Here is a 15,921-nt window from a genome sequence, read left to right as displayed (position 1 = left end):
GGAGGGTGTTCAGTTCTTTCGTCACGGTTTGATCTTGGACACCCTCCTCCCGGCCATCACACCGGCCTCCTTCACGTGATCTTCACGGAATCAATCATCTAGGGACGTTCCGGGCCGGGGTCCAGATCGGACCGCAGCATCGAATAGAGGATGTGGTCGCGCCAGGCCCCGTCCCGGAACCCGTAGCCGCGCAGCACGCCTTCCCTGGTGAAGCCCGCCTTCGTCAGGGAGCGCTGCTCGGCGGCGTTGCCCGCCTCCGTCGACGCCTCGACCCGGTTCATCTGCGTGTGCGCGAAGAGGTAGCGGACCAGCAACCGCTGGGCCTCGGTGCCGTAGCCGTGGCCGCGGGCCTCGGGGATGAGCACGAGGCCGGCGTTCCAGCAGTACGACGTCGACCCGGTCCTGGTCTTGTGCCACGAGACGAAACCGAGTCGCCGCCCGTCGAGTTCGATCATCAGCATCCCGTTGTCCGCCGCGAGCATGCCGGTCTCGGTCCAGCGGCGGCGCAGGAAATGCGGGTCGTGCCAGCCGTGCCACTCGAACGTGCCCGCGGCCTGGGGATCGTTCGTGAGTGCTTCGAGCATCGGCAGGTCGCCTTCGGACACCGGTCTGAGCGCGACTCCGGTTTCGGTCATCCGACAGACACTAAGGCCGGAGGCCGCCAAAGCTGCCGTGACGCCCCGCGCCGTCACTGAACCGGCTGGCGCCTTCGACGGCTTCTTCTGCGAGCCCGCCGCCGGCCAGCGCGTTCGAGAACTCGGCCCGCATCGCCTCGTCCTCGGTGAGCCCGTACTGGCCGTACGCGGACGTCCGGTCCGCGCGCAGGCAGGCTTGCGGGAACGCGGCCAGTTCACGCGCCAGGGCTTGCGCGGCCGCCAGCGCCTCGCCGTCGGGCACGACCCGGTTCGCGAGCCCGATCGCGAGCGCCTCGGCGGCGTCGACCGGCCTGCCGGTGAGGATCAGGTCCATCGCCCGCGAATGCCCGATCAGCCGGGGGAGGCGCACCGTGCCGCCGTCGATCAGCGGGACACCCCAGCGGCGGCAGAACACCCCGAAGACGGCCGTGCTGTCGGCGACCCGCAGATCGCACCACAGCGCCAGCTCCAGGCCGCCGGCGACGGCGTGCCCGCGGACCGCGGCGATCACCGGCTTCGACAGCGTCATCCGCGTCGGCCCCATCGGCCCGTCACCCGTTGGGTCGAGGGAGTTCGAGCGGTCGGTTCCGATGGCCTTCAGATCGGCTCCGGCGCAGAAGGCGTCACCCGAACCGGTGAGGACGGCGACCGCGGCCTCCTCGTCGGCGTCGAAAGCGCGGAACGCGTCCGCCAGCGCGGCCGCGGTCGGCCCGTCCACCGCGTTGCGGGATCCGGGCCGGTTCAGTGTGACCGTCGTCACCGGCCCGTCCCGGTGGACGAGAACGTTTTCGCTCATCGATCGCTCCCTCGGGGAATCCGGGTGGGCAACAAGGCCCGAATCTCCTTAAAGTGGTGACAAAGTCCGCAGTGCGCGCGGAGTCATCGTCTGGACACTACGGTGTGATGGGATGGAGCCATGTCGCCCGGCTTGAAGAAATTCGTTGTGATCGCTGTCGTCGCGCTCGTGCTCTTCTTTCTGATCAGCAAGCCGACTCAATCCGCCGACGCCGTCCACACCGCGCTCGGCTGGCTCCGGTCCGGTGCCGAGGCCATCGTGACGTTCGTCCGGAGCCTCTTCTCCTGACCTGTCGCCCACTTCCACCGGTGTCCCTGGTGACGCCGGTGATCACTGTGCGCATCCACCAGCGATTATCACTCTGAGTCACCCGTCTCGGATTTCGGTCAGCCGGCTCGACCATCCGGGTGGATTGCCCCCGAAAACCCGCTGGTCGACGAATTCGTGCCCTGGAAGCTCTGGCGGAAAAGACCTCCGCGCCCCTACGGTGCTCACATTGCGTGATCGGCTGGTTCTCCAGGCGCCGGAGCCGGCCTCCTGGGGATGCGTTTCCGCAGGTGCAAGCCCCAGGCAGCGGAAACTTTCAGCCGGGCAAGTAAGTCAGGACTTGTCAGTCGGGGAATCATGAGGAGGCAGGGATGACCGGAGATCCCGGAGTCGATGCGTTGATCCGGCAGTGGGCGGCCGAGCGCGAGCAAACCCCGGAGGAGCAGGAGACGGACAGGATCGCGTCCGCCTGGCTCGCCGACGCACCCCGTCAAGCTCCCGGTATCCCCGGTCAGCGGCAGCAGTCCGGCCAGGCGCGCTGGGCGCCGGTCGAGGCCGCCGACCCCGGCTATCTCGACGCCATGAGCAGCCGTCTTCCGGACGTCCCGCGTGACCTGCTCGTCGCCGCCGCGGGCTGGTGGCAGATGGTCGGCGGCGTCGCCGAGGCCGAAGCCTGGTGGGACGCCGGCATCAGCCCGCTCGACCAGCGCGCTCTCGACTACCGCGCGGCCGGGCTCTCGCCTTCGGACCTGAGCCGTCGTCTCGGCCCGATGACCGTTTTGCAGCACCTTCGCCGCGGCAGCGCCCCCGCCTGGTGCGTCGCACGGCTGGCGAGGCAGCAGAAGTCCGCCTGATGAGAACTTCTCGCACGCGCGGGTGAACCGGCGTGGCAAGGGCGATCTCGGCTACCGCGTAACGCTAACCTGCGCGGGCTCGTTGTTCGAGCATCGGTCGTGATCGCCGCCCACGCTGGAGGACTCGCTTCGTGCGCACCACCCCGGAAAACGACGAACTCGTCGCCGACCCGGCCACGCCCGCTCCGCCACGCCGCGGGGTGGGCGCCGCCGTACTCGGCAGGCTGGTGATCGTGCTGGCCGTGCTCGGCCTCGCCGGGGGCGGGATCTGGCTGGTGACCAAGGCGTCCGCGCCGGTCGCGAGCCCGACGACGATGGAGATCCCCGCGCTGCAGGTCAAGGCTGCGGACGTCAAACCCGGCTCGATCGCCCCGGTCAACGCCACCCTCGCGGGCGGCGGCACCCAGCAGACCACGCCGCAGCAGGTGCAGCCGAAACCGGGCAAGGACCCCCTGGCCGCGTGGTCCGACCGGGCGGCGCGGGCCACCAACATCCCGGCCAGGGCGCTGCTCGCCTACGGCAACGCCGAGCTGGCGATGCGCCAGATGCAGCCGAACTGCAAGATCTCGTGGGCCACCCTCGCGGGCATCGGCCGGATCGAGTCGAACCACGGCCAGTACGGCGGCGCCGTCCTCGGCCAGGACGGACGGCCGTCGAAGCCGATCATCGGCGTCCCGCTCGACGGCTCGCCCGGCGTCAAAGCGATCGGCGACACCGACGGCGGCCAGTTCGACGGCGACGCGGCCGTCGACCGCGCGGTCGGCCCGATGCAGTTCATCCCCAGCACCTGGCGCCGCTACGCCGCCGACGGCAACCGCGACGGCGTCGGCGACCCGCAGCAGATCGACGACGCGTCGCTGGCCGCGGCGCGCTACCTGTGCGTGAACAACCGGGACATGTCGGCCGCCTCGGGCTGGTGGCAGGGGATCCTGTCGTACAACAACTCGACCGAGTACGCGCAGAAGGTCTTCGGGCTGGCGGACGACTACGCGAAGGCCGTGGCCGCCTCCAAGTGACCTGGCCTCGTGAGTGGTGAGGATGGTTAGAACGTCACTTGCCACTCACGACCAACCCGAGCGTGACGGTTCAGCGGGTGACCGGGATCGACAGTGGAAGATCCGGGACGTTGAGTGTCCCAAATCCTCCGCACCCGCCGCGACCCAGAGACGAGGCCCGGTTCCAGCGGGTGAGCGAATACGGCTCTACCGGAACCGTCCCGCCACTCACGAGACCAGAGCCGGGACCAAGGTCCCGAGCGCCCAGGTCGGCGAAGTTTCGCCCCGCGCCCAGTGCTAGCGTCGATGTGTGCCCGCTTCGTCCGTCGCCCTGCGCCGTCTCGGCATCGTCGGCGTCTGCCTGGTGAGCCTGGCGCTGTGCTGCGGGCTCGCCTGGTGGCAGTGGGAGCGGTTCTCCTCGGCCAGCGGGACGTTCCAGAACCTCGGCTACGTCTTGCAGTGGCCGTTGTTCGGGCTGTTCCCCGCGTTCATGTTCTGGCGGATCCGCAAACTCCGTCGACGCGCCGCCGAGGCCGACGCCCAGGAGACGGTGGCCGAGACCGCCGTCCCCGAGGTGCCGGCGCCCAGGCAGCGGCGCGCCCCGGTCCCGCGGCCGCCCGAGGACGACGAGCTCGCCGCCTACAACCAGTACCTGCGCGAACTCAACGCCCGCGACAAGTAGTCCCCAGAGAGGTTCGAGACCCTATGACCACCCGAACTGACGACGCCGCTCCGGTCCGCCCGGTCTCGCTGGGCGGACCGCTGATCCGGTTCCGCGTCGCGGCGTACGCCACCGGTGTGGCCCTGCTCGGACTGGTCGTCGAGATGCTGCTGCAGTACGTCTTCGGCGTGGAACTCCCCCAGTTCGTGAAGATGATCCCCATGGTCCACGGCGGGCTCTACCTGATCTACCTGCTGCTCGCGATCGACCTGGCGATCAAGGCCCGCTGGTCGATGAAGGGCACCCTTCTCGTGCTGATCGCCGGCTGCATCCCGTTCTTCTCCTTCGTGATGGAACGCAAGGTCACGCACAAGATCCAGGCGGGCGCGAAGCTCTAAGCGGTCCGGCGCCGGAAGCTCAGCGCCACCAGGAACGACAGTGCCGTGACCACGGCGGCGGCGGTGAAGGCCGCGGTCATCCCGTCGACGGTGGTCTCCGCCGGGCTCCCCGACGGGGTCCGTGTCACCGCGCCGAACACGGTGATCAGGATCGCCAGCCCCAGTGTCGCCCCGACCTGCTGCAACGTCTGCAGAGCACCGCCCGCGGCACCCGCGTCGTCGGTGGGCACCGTCGCCATGATGATCACGCTGAGCGGGGAGAACGCCAGCCCCGCGCCGACACCCATCAGCAGCATCGGCCCGAGCAAATGCGAGAAGTACCCGCTGGCCGTGGTGAGGGTGGCCAGCCAGACGACCCCGCCGGTCATCAGCGCGGTCCCGGTCAGCGCGAGCGGTTTCGGCCCGAACCGGGGGAGCAGCTTCGGGATCAGCCTGCTGAGCCCGAACATGCAGACCGCCATCGGCAGGAACGCGAAGCCGGTCTCCAAGGCGGCGAAACCCGCGATGTCCTGCAGGAACTGGGTCAGGAAGAAGAACATCGACATCATGGCCATCGGCCCGAGGAAGAAGTTGACGTAGGCCGCGGCGCGGTCGCGTTCGGCGAACAGCCGCAACGGGATCAGCGGTTCGCTCACCCTGGTCTCGATGGTGACGAACGCGGCCAGCAACGCCAGCCCGGCGGCGAGGGAGCCGAGGGTGATCGTGTCGCCCCAGCCGTTCGAGGCCGCGTGGGTGAAGGCGAACACGAGCGAGCCGACGCCGAAGGTGCCGGTGAACGCGCCGGGAAGGTCCAGCCGCGCGCGCCGTCGAGGAGGATCGGCGACGTACCGCGAGGTGAGCAGGACGATCGCGAGCCCGAACGGGACGTTGATGTACAGCGCCGCGCGCCACGAGACCCATTCGGTCAGCAGCCCGCCGAGCAGCAGGCCGATCGCGAAACCGCCGCTGGACATCGCCGAGAACAGCGCCAGCGCGCGCACCCGGGCCTTGGCTTCGGTGAATGTGCTGGTGATCAGCGCCAAGGTGCTCGGTCCGGCGAGCGCGGCGCCGACGCCTTGCACGACCCGGGCGGCGATCAGCATTTCCGCCGAACCGGCGAGGCCGCCGAGCAGGGAGGCGGCGGTGAACACGGCCGTGCCGACGACGAACATCCGGCGGCGGCCGAACAGGTCGCCCGCCCGTCCGCCGAGCAGCAGCAAGCCGCCGAAGACGAGGCTGTACGCGGTCATCACCCAGGACAGGCCGGTGGCGGTGAAGCCGAGTTCGGACTGGATGCGGGGGAGCGCGACGTTCATCACCGTCGCGTCGAGGATGAGCATGAGCTGGCAGGTCAGCACGATCGGGAGGACCAGCCGGTGCGGAGGCGGTGGGGCCACGGCCGTCTCCGGCCTAGGCTCGGTACGCAAGGATCGCTCGGTCAAGGAATACTCCAAAGACGTAACGAGATGAAGCGGAGAGACTCTCCACTTGAGGTCGTGAGCGATGATATGGAGACTGTCTCCGCTTACGCAAGTGAATTCGGAGAACGTCTCCGTTTTCGTCGCCCGAGGAGGTGCAGATGGACACGGCCGATCCGGCCCGCCCCATGCGCGCGGACGCGCGGCGCAACTACGAGCGCATCGTGGCCGTCGCGAAGGAGGCCTTCGCCGCCGACGGCGTGGACGTGCCCGCCGACGACATCGCGAAACGTGCCGGGGTCGGCGCGGGCACGTTGTACCGGCACTTCCCGACGCGCGACAAACTGATCGAGGCCGTCTACCGCGACGAGATCGACGGGCTGGCGCAGCAGGCCTACGACCTGCTCGAAGAGCTGCCGCCCGGGAAGGCGCTCGAGACGTGGCTGGCCACGCACGTCATCTACGTGGTCGAGAAGCACGGGCTCGCGATGACGCTGAAGGCGTCCGTCGACGCCGGGTCCGAAGTCTTCGGCTGGTGCCAGTCACGTTTGCGGGCCGCGGCCGACACGATCGTGAAGGCGGCTCAGGACGAGGGCGTGATCCGGCCCGACGTCGCCGGCGTCGACATCCTGCGGCTCGGACACGGGGTGGGCTCGGCCGCGAGCAAGGCTTCGCCCGAGGACACCCAGCGGCTGCTCACGATCGTGCTGGACGGCCTCCGGACGCCATGAAAGGTCCTTTCCTTGCGAAATTCGCAAGGAAAGGACCTTTCATGGCGCGCGCGTCAGGGAGTCAGGAGCCGATCCCGGTCAAGGACCGCACCTCCATCTCGGCGTGCTTGACCGGGTCGGCCTTCGACCGGCCGACGAAGGTGCCCACGATCCCGCACAGGAACGAGAACGGGATCGACACCAGACCCGGGTTCTTCAGCGGGAACCAGTGGAAGTCGACGCTCTTGATGATCGAGTCCGCGGAACCGGACATCACCGGCGAGAAGAACACAAGCACCAGGCTCGCGATCAGCCCGCCGTAGATGCCCCACAGGGTGCCGGTGGTGTTGAAGCGTTTCCAGAACAGCGAGTACAGCAGCGTCGAGAGGTTCGCCGACGCGGCGACGGCGAACGCCAGCGCCACCAGGAACGCGATGTTCTGCCCGTTCGCCAGGATGCCGCCCACGATCGCGAACGCCCCGACGGCGACCGCGGTCAGCCGGGCGACCCGGACCTCCGCGGCCGGTTCCGCCTTGCCGCGTTTGAAGATGTTCGCGTAGACGTCGTGGGCGAAGGAGGCCGACGCGGTGATCGTCAGTCCGGCGACGACGGCGAGGATGGTCGCGAACGCCACCGCCGAGACGATGCCGAGCAGGAGTGTGCCGCCGATGTTCAGCGCGAGCAGCGGCGCGGCCGAGTTCTCCCCGCCCGGGGCGTTCTTGATCGTCTCCGGGCCGACCAGCGCGGCCGCGCCGAAGCCGATGACCAGGGTGCAGAGGTAGAAGACGGTCATGCACGCGGTCGCCCACACCACCGAACGCCGCGCCTCGCGCGAGTTCGGCACCGTGTAGAAGCGCATCAGCACGTGCGGGAGCGCGGCGGCGCCGAGGACGAGCGCCAGTGCCAGCGAGACGAAGTCGAGTTTCGTGACCTCGCTCTTGCCGTACGACCCGCCCGGCTCCAGCAGCTCGTCGCCGAGCGGGCTGTTGTCGGCGGCGGCCGAGAGCAGGTTCGAGAAGCTGAAGCCGAACTTGCCGAACAGGAACACGGTGATCAGGGCACCGGTCAGCAGCAGGATGGTCGCCTTGATGATCTGCACCCACGTGGTGCCCTTCATCCCGCCGACCAGCACGTACAGCACCATGACGACGCCGACGACGCCGATCACGAGCGCCTGGCCGATGCCGCCGTGGATGTCCAGCAGTAGCGCCACCAGCCCGCCGGCGCCCGCCATCTGCGCGAGCATGTAGAAGAAGGAGATCACCAGTGTCGACGTCGCGGCCGCGGCGCGGACCGGGCGCTGCTTCATCCGGAAGCTCAGCACGTCGCCCATGGTGAAGCGGCCGGTGTTGCGCAGCAGTTCCGCGATCAGCAGCAGGTCGACCATCCAGGCGACGAGGAACCCGATCGAATACAGGAAGCCGTCGTAGCCGTGGATCGCGATCGCCCCGGCGATACCGAGGAACGACGCCGCCGAGAGGAAGTCACCCGAAAGTGCGATTCCGTTCTGTCGTCCGGTGAAAGCGCTGCCCGCCGCGTAGTAGTCCGAAGTGGACGAATTGCGCGTACTGGCGCGGTACACCACATACAGGGTGATCGCGACGAACAGCGCGAACACCGCGATGTTCAGGGCCGGGTTGTTGTCGGGGATGCTCATCGCTCACCTGCCCCGACCGAGGCCCTCAGCTGCTCGACCTGGGGATCGAGCCGCTTGTTGGCGAACTTGAGGTAGGCGATCGTGATCAGGATCGTGCTGGCGAACTGGCCGAGCCCGAGCAGGATCCCGACGTTGACCTCGCCCCACACCTTCCGGCTCATGAAGTCGTGCGCGTAGGCCGCCAGCAGCACGAACGTCATGTACCAGGTGAAGAACAGCAGGCTCATCGGGAACACGAACCGCCGGAAGGTCTTGCGCAGCGCGACGAATTCCTTGCCGTGCTGGATCCGGTCGAAGTCCGGGCCGGTGCTGCGCGGTGGTGGGGGAGCGGACTGACGCTCGCGGACGAACAGCGCGGGCATCTGCCCGGTGTCCTCCAGGGCGTTGCTCGCCGCGTAAGGACGCGCGACGTCGGGCATGGGTTCCTCCGGGGCTTGCTGGCATCCGTGGCGCGGCACGGGAGCGCACATACTAACTGCGGCTTCACGCGCGCTGAATAGGCGACCCCGCTTCCACGGCAGTGGGTACCGGTATTCGTTTTCGCGTCGGAATAGTGTTCCCGGAATTCGTTTCGGTCGAAATGATCCGGCTTTCTCACTCGTAATAGTGAGGCGGATTGTCACGCGCGGTCGTCGCCCGAACGGCCCACTGCGGCAAACGATGGACGATGACCACGCTGTGTCGCTCATATCGGTGACAGATCGTAGTTTCGCTTCCCGGTCGGGGCGGGCTTCGATAGCCTGCGCGCCACCCCGTACCGGCGACGATCTCCCGGTTCACCGGGCGTCTCGAAAGAAATCACCATGTCGGGCGACATCTTGCCGACGTGGGCGACAAGGCCACAACATCGGGCACATATTTAGGCTTGACCCACCCGTTGGGGGCACGGAAAGTAGTTCGACCGGGCGATGCGGCTACCGTACGTAGGCTGATCGGGTGATGAGGGCACCCTGTGTATCGGCGCAAGTTGTAACCGGAATTCCCTCGTTTGTGACGCGCGGACGGATTTCGGGCCTTGTACATCGTTCGGGCACACACTTTTCGCTGGTCAGAACCCGTGTACTCGACAGAATTGACGGCACCCGGATTGGTGTACGATTCTTTGGCCCGGCTGACCCGCAGTGATCGATTGGCAAAGAAAAGTTGATCTCGACGACCATGCACTTCGCAGGTTGCGACCTGCACGTGCAGGTGCAAGACCTCCCGAGGCGGACCGGTGTTCCTGGGGACACCCGGATCGCCGGACGGGGCCCCTCGCGTCGCGATCGATCACGTGGTCAGGCCGGGGCCGAGTTCTCCGCGGGCAGGTGCCTCGCGGGAACGGACGCCTCAGACCGTGCCAGGACGCCGGACAGGGAGTCACCTACGTGACCGTTGCAGGAGAAGGCCAAGTGCCGGTCGGGGAGCTGCTGGGACGCACTCCCCGGCCCTCTCGATGGGCCACCGGCTGGCGTGCGCTCGTGCGCTGGCGGGACTGGAGTCTGCCGGTGAAGCTGTCGGCCGTGACGCTGGTGCCGATCCTCATCGCGCTCGCGCTCGGCATCGCCACCATCGCCGGCCAGGTCGGCCGTTCCGACGGCTACCAGCGGCTGGACCGTCTCGTCGCGCTGAGCGGGCAGATCCGCACCCTCGCCGACGGGCTCGGCCGTGAACGCACCCAGTCCGCCGCCGGGCTGACCGCCGGCACCGTCGGCGGGACCCTCGAACTCGGCTCGGCCCGCGCCGACGTCGACACCGCAATCCCGCTTTACGGGGCCGCCGCGTCCAGGGCCGTCGAGAACGAACCGTCGCTCAACCAGGCTCGGGACGCCGCGGCCGTCCAGTTGGACAAGCTGGCCGACATCCGGCAGCGGGCCTCCGCCGGGCAGCTCGATCCCGTCCAGGCCATCGGCGAGTACACCGACATCACCACCGCGCTGCTCGCCCTCGACACCGCGTTGTCCGCGGGCGCCAGCGAAAACGTCCTCGGTGGCACTCCCGCCGCGCTGCACGATCTCGCCGTGATGAAGGAACAGCTGTCGCTGAGCCAGGCGCTGGTCTCCTTCGGCATCGCCCGGTCGAGCCTCGCGCCGAGCGAGCTCGACCTGCTGCGCACCGCCGAACTGCGGCTGTCCGACCGCTTCACCGACTTCCGTGCCGCCGCTTCGGAACAGCAGCGCCAGGAGTTCGGCGCCGCCGTCAGTGCCGACGCGATGGAAAACCGGGACAGGCTCGCGAAAACCGCCCTCGGCGAACAGGGAACCCCTGCCACACAGGCGTTCCGCACGATGTCCGCGCAGGGCTGGACCGACGCGTCGACCGCCGTGATCACCAAGGTCGGCGAGGTCGCGAACAAGTTCGGCGGCGAGACGAGCGCGGTGTCGGCCGAATTGGTCGACGACGCCAGCAGCGGTGCTGGCCTGCTCGCGGTCCTGCTGTTCGGCGCGATGGTGCTCGCCGTCGCCGTCGTCTTCCTCATCACCCGCCAGTTGCTCCGCTCGCTGAAGGTGCTGCGCGCCAGTGCCCTCGACGTCGCCGAGAAGCAGCTGCCCGACGCGGTCCGCAACATCCAGGAGGGCCGCTCGCAGGGCACCGACGTGCATCCGGTCCCGGTCGGCGGCGACGACGAGATCGGCGAGGTCGCCAGGGCCTTCGACAAGGTGCACCACCAGGCGCTGCGCCTGGCCACCGAGCAGGCTTCGATGCGGACCGGTTACAGCAACGTGTTCGTCAACCTCTCCCGCCGCAGCCAGAGCCTCGTGCAGCGGCAGCTGCAGCTGATCGAGCGGCTGGAGCGCGACGAGGAGGACGCCGACCAGCTCGCCACGCTGTTCCAGCTCGACCACCTCGCCACCCGCATGCGCCGCAACAACGAGAACCTGATGGTCCTCTCCGGCGCCGAGCCGGGCAGGCGGTCCGGTCAGCCGGTCTCCGCCACCGACGTGGTGCGCGCGGCGGTGTCCGAGATCGAGCAGTACCAGCGGGTCACCGTGCAGAACCCGCCGCCGGTGCGGCTGGTCGGGTACGCCGCCAACGACCTGATGCGCCTGATCGCCGAACTGCTGGACAACGCCACCGCGTTCTCCGCCCCGGAAACCCAGGTGACCGTCGCGACCAGGCTCGTCGACGACGGCTCGTTCGGCATCGACATCCTCGACAAGGGCATCGGGATGAACGAGGCCGAGGTCGCCGAGGCCAACACCCGGCTCACCGAGGCTCCCAACATCGACCTCGCCACCTCGCGCCGGATGGGCCTGTTCGTGGTCGGGCGGCTGGCCAGCAGGCACCGCATCGGTGTCTCGCTGCACGGCGGCAAGGACATCGTCGGCGTGCGCGCCACCGTCTCGGTCCCGGCGGACCTCGTGATGGTCCCGCCCGGGGGGGATCCCGGCCCCGCCACCGGCCCGATCACCCAGCGCCTCGCGCCGCTGCCGCCGCAGCAGTCGGGCGGCCTGCCGCGCCGTCAGCGTCCCGCGGCGAACGGCTCGCGGCCCGCGGTGCCGAGCGTTCCCTCGCAGGGCGGCGAGCGCTGGCCGTCGGCGAACGATCTGGCGGGTCACACCAAAACCGGGGTGAACGGGCACAGCAGGACGCAGGAACCACGGCCGCCGTCGAATCTGGAGATCTCGGGAACGGCGCTGTTCAGCCCGATCCCCCAGGACGAGACGACAGCGCCGCCCGCGCAGCCGCCCGCCCCGTTGCCGCGCCGGCCGGAACCCGAGCCCGAGCCGGTCGCCGAGGAGCCGGAGAAGCCCGCCACGTCCGCGCCGGCTTCGGCGGAAGACGAGCTCCCCAGCGGCAAGGAACTGTTCGAGGCCAAGAACAGCACCGCGCTGAGCGAATGGTGGAGCCAGGCGACCACGCCGCCCCCGGCCGCCCCGGCGGCGCCCACGGCGCCCACAGCGTCGGAGACGACGCCGATCTTCGACGAGATGCTCTCGGCGTGGTTCCGTTCTCCCGCGCCCGCTCCGGAAAAGCCCGCGGTCAAACCCGCGGTCAAGGTGGAGAAGCCGGGGAAGAAGGAGCCCGAAGAGAGGAAGCCGGCCGAGCCCGCTCCCGCCGCCGAAGCCGATTCCACCGCCGATTCCACCGCCGAGCAGGAAGCCCGTAACTGGGACTTCGCCAGTGACAAGGCCTTCCGCACGGTCCAGGAGGTCTCGCAGAACGCCCCGTCGACGTTCACCCAGGCCGGGTTGCCGCGCCGTCGCAAGGGTGAGCAGCTCCTGCCGGGCAGTGCGGCGTCGTCGGTCCCGGCCGCCCAGCCCGACACCAGGTCGGAACTGCCGGTCCGCGACCCGGTGAACGTGCGCGGTCGCCTGAGCAGTTTCCAGCAGGGTGTCCAGCGAGGCCGGAAGGAGGCGGCGGACAAAGCGGCGCCTGCCACCGCACAGCTCCCCGCCACCCAGCCGGACACGACGCCCGAGCCCGCTCCCGAGCCCGCGAAGGCGGTGCAGTCTTCGGAATCGGCGGAGACGGTCTCGCGTCCGGCGGCATCGCCCGCCGCGTTGCCGAGCCGGAAACCCGACAAGAAACCGCAGGCAGCGACGCCGGAACCGGAGCCGGTCGCCGCCACCGAGAAGACCGATGCCTGGAACTTCGGCTCCGACGAAGGCTGGAAAGCCGCCCAAGCGGTGTCCCAGTCCGTGCCGTCGAAGATGACTTCGGCAGGATTACCCAGGCGCCGTCGCGGGGAGCAACTGCTCCCGGGCAGCGCGGGACCCCCCGCCGGGGCGGTCACCCCCCGACCACAGCGGGACGCGCACGACGTGCGCGGTCGCCTGAGCAGTTTTCAGCAGGGCATCCAGCGCGGACGGCACCACACAGCCCAGGCGACCGAAGTCAACCACGAACCCCTGGAGGGTGAATGAACTCGCCGAACCCGGCCCAGCCCCAGCAGAACCAGTTCGGGTGGCTGGTGAACGACTTCGCCGAGCGGGTACCCGGAGTGGCGCACGCCGTGGTCGTGTCGGCGGACGGCCTCCTGCTCACCGCGTCCAGCAGGCTCCCGCTGGACCGGGCCGATCAGCTGGCCGCGGTCGCGTCCGGCCTGGTGAGCCTGACCCAGGGCGCCGCCCGCTGCTTCGAGGCGGGCGCGGTCAACGAGACCGTCGTCGAGATGGAACTCGGCATCATGGTGCTGATGTCCATCAGCGACGGCTCCTGCCTGGCGATCCTCGCCGCCCCGAACTGCGACATCGGTCAGGTCGCCTACGAGATGACGATGCTCGTCGACCGCGTCGGTCAGATCCTCACGCCGGAGCTCCGCGCACAATTGCAGGGCGCCGGTGGGTCGCTGATCGGCGAACCGGTGGGATGATGTCCCGATGAGCACCGGATCCGGATCCTTCGGCGAACCGCCGGGGACGGGTGAGTACCAGCCTCCGTACGCGGGGGCTGCTCATGCTGCCGGTTCACGGGACGACGGCACCTTCGCCGACGTCTTGAACGGCTTCACCCTGGATTCGGGCCGTGGTCGTCGGAAGCGCAAGAAGAACAAGCAGTCCGAAGATGCCTCTGTTCCCCAAGCGGGCGGAGCACACGCCGCCGGGGAATCGGCAGTCCCGCAGCCGACCGATCAAGGAGACCGCGTGACCTCACTTGCCTCTCCACCCGACAGCGGCGCAGGCGCCGTCGGGCCGAGACCAGGTGGTCTTTTCGACCCGGGTCCACCCAGTGGCGAGTTCATCATGCCCGCTGTCTTCGAGCAGGCGTCGTCGCCGCTCGAAGAGACGGCGATCGTCCGTCCCTATGCCCTCACCGGCGGCCGGACCAAGGCGAACTACGCTCTCGAGCTGGAGACCCTGATCTCCACCAAGGACCACGTCGCCGCGGGTAGCCTCCCCTCGGTAGTCATGGAGCAGATCGAATGTATTTCGATCATCGAGGAGTGCCGGACCCCGCGTTCGGTCGCCGAGATCGCGGCGACGTTGCGCGTACCACTGGGTGTGGCACGCGTGCTGATCAGTGACGCGGCGGACGCGGGGCTGGTCAGCGTGCACAAGACGATTTCGGGCAATGACGGCGCCGAGGCACATCTGGTGTTGATGGAAAGGGTTTTGAGTGGACTCCGTCGGCTTTAAGGCACCGCGGGACACCGCGCCCCCGACCATGACATCCGCGAAGATCGTCGTGGCGGGTGGCTTCGGTGCGGGCAAGACGACCTTCGTCGGTTCGGTGTCGGAGATCGTCCCGCTCACCACCGAGGCGATGATGACCGACGCCAGTCGGGGGATCGACAACCTCGACCAGACGCCCAACAAATCGACCACCACGGTCGCGATGGACTTCGGCAGGGTATCCCTGGACGCGGACCTGATCCTCTACCTGTTCGGCACGCCCGGGCAGCAGCGGTTCTGGTTCATGTGGGACGACCTCGTCCGCGGCGCGATCGGCGCCGTGGTGCTGGCCGACACGCGACGGCTGGCCGATTCGTTCGCGCCGATCGACTTCTTCGAGGACCGGGGCCTGCCCTACATCGTCGGGGTCAACACCTTCGACGGCGTCCTCGAACACGACATCAACGACGTGCGTGAAGCGCTGTCGATCGATCCCAACATCCCGATCGTCCGGTGTGACGCACGGGAGCGGGAGTCGACCAAACAGACGCTGATCACGCTGGTCGAGTACGCGATGCGGCAGTGGATCGCGTTGCGCGCGAGCAACTCGAGGTGATCCCGACGGCGGCAGCGTAGGGGCTGCCGCCCGGTTTCACGCCAGTTCGTAGGTCAGCAGGACCGCGCGCCCGTCGAACGTGCGGGTGCCGGTCAGCCGCAGGCCCGCCCGGGCACCGCCCGCGAGCACCTGCTTTCCGCCGCCGAGCGCCACCGGGTGCACGACGATGTGGAACTCGTCGACCAGACCGTGGCGGGCGCACGCGGTGGCCAGTTCGGTCCCGCCCGTGAGCAGCAGATCCTTCCCGGGCCTGGCCTTGAGTTCGGTCATGCGCTCGGCGAGGTCGTCGTTGATGACCTCGGTGTCCCAATCCGCCTTTTCCAGTGTCCGGGAGAAGACGATCTTCTTCGTCTCCCGCCAGATCGGCGCGAAATCCAGGACGTGCGGGTGGGTCGACTTCTTCTCGGCCTCCGGCCAGAACGACGACATCATCTCCCAGACGCGCCGCCCGTAGACGAAGGTGTCCGAGCGGTCGGCCAGTTCCTTGGAGTGGCCGGACAGCTCGGGGCCCATCTCGGGCCAGTCGAACTCGCCGTTCGGGCCTTCGATGTGGCCGTCGACCGAGGTGTGGACGAAGTAGACGAGCTTGCGCATGGGGTGATCCCTTCGGTGTGGCGCCCGCTTTCCGGGCGCCGGACACCGAGGGGTCGGAGCGGGTCCCAGGTTCTCGACACGGCTCGCCCGCATTCAGAGGACTAAATGCGGTGGTCTCGATCTCGCGCTCCCCGCATTTAGTCCTCTGAATGCGCGGGTCTCAGCGCCGCGGGAGGTAGTGAAGGCCTCCTTCACTACCTTGAGGAGGCTGTTGCGTTTTGGGGCGACCTGCTGGTGATGATTTTGGTGTGGGCTGGTGATGCTGGGAGAATCCTGGTGTGGCTATGGGTTTTCGTCCGGTGGATC

The 15,921-nt window shown here is 68.6% G+C and carries 16 protein-coding genes; 10 read left to right on the top strand and 6 right to left on the bottom strand.

Translation table 11 applies throughout. The annotated features are described in order from the left end of the window. Positions 1-98: 98 nt before the first annotated feature. Together ACFOSH_RS36150 and ACFOSH_RS36145 are read right to left on the bottom strand one after the other, a co-directional pair. On the bottom strand, positions 99-635 hold the full coding sequence (locus ACFOSH_RS36150) for a GNAT family N-acetyltransferase (protein ID WP_378244826.1): 537 nt from the start codon (positions 633-635) through the stop codon (positions 99-101). A gap of 10 nt (positions 636-645) precedes the next feature. Then, positions 646-1,431 (bottom strand): crotonase/enoyl-CoA hydratase family protein, encoded by a 786-nt coding sequence (locus tag ACFOSH_RS36145; RefSeq protein WP_378244824.1) that lies wholly within the window; start codon positions 1,429-1,431, stop codon positions 646-648. Positions 1,432-1,563: 132 nt separating this feature from the next. Here ACFOSH_RS36145 and ACFOSH_RS36140 point away from each other — a divergent pair, with 132 nt between their 5' ends. The 5 genes from ACFOSH_RS36140 to ACFOSH_RS36120 all read left to right on the top strand — a co-directional run bounded on the left by ACFOSH_RS36140 (position 1,564) and on the right by ACFOSH_RS36120 (position 4,606). Beyond that, on the top strand, positions 1,564-1,719 hold the full coding sequence (locus tag ACFOSH_RS36140; protein ID WP_191254788.1) for a hypothetical protein: 156 nt from the start codon (positions 1,564-1,566) through the stop codon (positions 1,717-1,719). Between the two features lie 350 nt (positions 1,720-2,069). Beyond that, on the top strand, positions 2,070-2,552 hold the full coding sequence (locus tag ACFOSH_RS36135) for a helix-turn-helix transcriptional regulator (protein WP_364204251.1): 483 nt from the start codon (positions 2,070-2,072) through the stop codon (positions 2,550-2,552). 131 nt (positions 2,553-2,683) lie between these two features. After that, positions 2,684-3,568 (top strand): lytic transglycosylase domain-containing protein, encoded by an 885-nt coding sequence (locus tag ACFOSH_RS36130; RefSeq protein ID WP_378244821.1) that lies wholly within the window; start codon positions 2,684-2,686, stop codon positions 3,566-3,568. 289 nt (positions 3,569-3,857) lie between these two features. Beyond that, complete coding sequence (locus ACFOSH_RS36125) at positions 3,858-4,229, top strand: hypothetical protein (protein WP_378244819.1); 372 nt, start codon at positions 3,858-3,860, stop codon at positions 4,227-4,229. A gap of 23 nt (positions 4,230-4,252) precedes the next feature. After that, entirely contained in the window at positions 4,253-4,606 is a 354-nt protein-coding gene (locus ACFOSH_RS36120) for a DUF3817 domain-containing protein (RefSeq protein ID WP_378244817.1), read from the top strand. Here ACFOSH_RS36120 and ACFOSH_RS36115 read toward each other — a convergent pair. Next, positions 4,603-5,982, bottom strand: a complete 1,380-nt coding sequence (locus ACFOSH_RS36115) for an MFS transporter (protein WP_378244815.1) — start codon at positions 5,980-5,982, stop codon at positions 4,603-4,605. The genes ACFOSH_RS36120 and ACFOSH_RS36115 overlap by 4 nt on opposite strands. Before the next feature lie 182 nt (positions 5,983-6,164). Between ACFOSH_RS36115 and ACFOSH_RS36110 the strand changes: the two genes are divergently transcribed. Then, positions 6,165-6,734, top strand: coding sequence for a TetR/AcrR family transcriptional regulator (locus tag ACFOSH_RS36110; RefSeq protein ID WP_378244813.1), 570 nt, complete (start codon positions 6,165-6,167; stop codon positions 6,732-6,734). A 61-nt stretch (positions 6,735-6,795) separates the two neighbouring features. Here the strand turns inward: ACFOSH_RS36110 and ACFOSH_RS36105 are convergent, their stop codons facing one another. Further along, positions 6,796-8,370, bottom strand: a complete 1,575-nt coding sequence (locus ACFOSH_RS36105; RefSeq protein WP_378244811.1) for a solute symporter family protein — start codon at positions 8,368-8,370, stop codon at positions 6,796-6,798. After that, entirely contained in the window at positions 8,367-8,789 is a 423-nt protein-coding gene (locus ACFOSH_RS36100; protein ID WP_378244809.1) for a DUF485 domain-containing protein, read from the bottom strand. The genes ACFOSH_RS36105 and ACFOSH_RS36100 overlap by 4 nt, the downstream gene beginning before the upstream one ends. A gap of 972 nt (positions 8,790-9,761) precedes the next feature. Here ACFOSH_RS36100 and ACFOSH_RS36095 point away from each other — a divergent pair. From ACFOSH_RS36095 to ACFOSH_RS36080, 4 genes are read left to right on the top strand one after another with little or no spacing between them, the layout of a single operon-like run. Further along, positions 9,762-13,217 carry a nitrate- and nitrite sensing domain-containing protein gene (locus ACFOSH_RS36095; RefSeq protein ID WP_378244828.1) on the top strand — a complete coding sequence of 1,152 codons (3,456 nt, stop codon included), beginning with the start codon at positions 9,762-9,764 and terminating at the stop codon, positions 13,215-13,217. Next, positions 13,214-13,666 (top strand): roadblock/LC7 domain-containing protein, encoded by a 453-nt coding sequence (locus ACFOSH_RS36090; RefSeq protein WP_378244808.1) that lies wholly within the window; start codon positions 13,214-13,216, stop codon positions 13,664-13,666. Before ACFOSH_RS36095 ends, ACFOSH_RS36090 begins: the two co-directional genes overlap by 4 nt. A gap of 7 nt (positions 13,667-13,673) precedes the next feature. After that, positions 13,674-14,429 (top strand): DUF742 domain-containing protein, encoded by a 756-nt coding sequence (locus tag ACFOSH_RS36085; RefSeq protein ID WP_378244806.1) that lies wholly within the window; start codon positions 13,674-13,676, stop codon positions 14,427-14,429. Positions 14,430-14,457: 28 nt separating this feature from the next. Then, positions 14,458-15,021 carry a GTP-binding protein gene (locus ACFOSH_RS36080; RefSeq protein WP_101606490.1) on the top strand — a complete coding sequence of 188 codons (564 nt, stop codon included), beginning with the start codon at positions 14,458-14,460 and terminating at the stop codon, positions 15,019-15,021. A gap of 36 nt (positions 15,022-15,057) precedes the next feature. Here ACFOSH_RS36080 and ACFOSH_RS36075 read toward each other — a convergent pair whose 3' ends face one another. Further along, entirely contained in the window at positions 15,058-15,615 is a 558-nt protein-coding gene (locus tag ACFOSH_RS36075) for a dihydrofolate reductase family protein (protein ID WP_378244803.1), read from the bottom strand. Between the last annotated feature and the right edge of the window lie 306 nt (positions 15,616-15,921).

Source organism: Amycolatopsis speibonae, assembly GCF_042647925.1.
GTDB lineage: Bacteria > Actinomycetota > Actinomycetes > Mycobacteriales > Pseudonocardiaceae > Amycolatopsis > Amycolatopsis speibonae.
The sequence above is the reverse complement of the archived record's forward strand: the minus strand, read 5'-3'. Positions and strand labels throughout refer to the sequence as shown.

Coding starts and splice junctions, on each gene's coding strand:
- ACFOSH_RS36075 (WP_378244803.1), bottom strand. CDS start 15,615: ATGCGCAAGCTCGTCTACTTCGTCCACACCTCGGTCGACGGCCACATC.
- ACFOSH_RS36100 (WP_378244809.1), bottom strand. CDS start 8,789: ATGCCCGACGTCGCGCGTCCTTACGCGGCGAGCAACGCCCTGGAGGAC.
- ACFOSH_RS36120 (WP_378244817.1), top strand. CDS start 4,253: ATGACCACCCGAACTGACGACGCCGCTCCGGTCCGCCCGGTCTCGCTG.
- ACFOSH_RS36110 (WP_378244813.1), top strand. CDS start 6,165: ATGGACACGGCCGATCCGGCCCGCCCCATGCGCGCGGACGCGCGGCGC.
- ACFOSH_RS36085 (WP_378244806.1), top strand. CDS start 13,674: ATGAGCACCGGATCCGGATCCTTCGGCGAACCGCCGGGGACGGGTGAG.
- ACFOSH_RS36105 (WP_378244811.1), bottom strand. CDS start 8,370: ATGAGCATCCCCGACAACAACCCGGCCCTGAACATCGCGGTGTTCGCG.
- ACFOSH_RS36090 (WP_378244808.1), top strand. CDS start 13,214: ATGAACTCGCCGAACCCGGCCCAGCCCCAGCAGAACCAGTTCGGGTGG.
- ACFOSH_RS36135 (WP_364204251.1), top strand. CDS start 2,070: ATGACCGGAGATCCCGGAGTCGATGCGTTGATCCGGCAGTGGGCGGCC.
- ACFOSH_RS36145 (WP_378244824.1), bottom strand. CDS start 1,431: ATGAGCGAAAACGTTCTCGTCCACCGGGACGGGCCGGTGACGACGGTC.
- ACFOSH_RS36080 (WP_101606490.1), top strand. CDS start 14,458: ATGACATCCGCGAAGATCGTCGTGGCGGGTGGCTTCGGTGCGGGCAAG.
- ACFOSH_RS36150 (WP_378244826.1), bottom strand. CDS start 635: ATGACCGAAACCGGAGTCGCGCTCAGACCGGTGTCCGAAGGCGACCTG.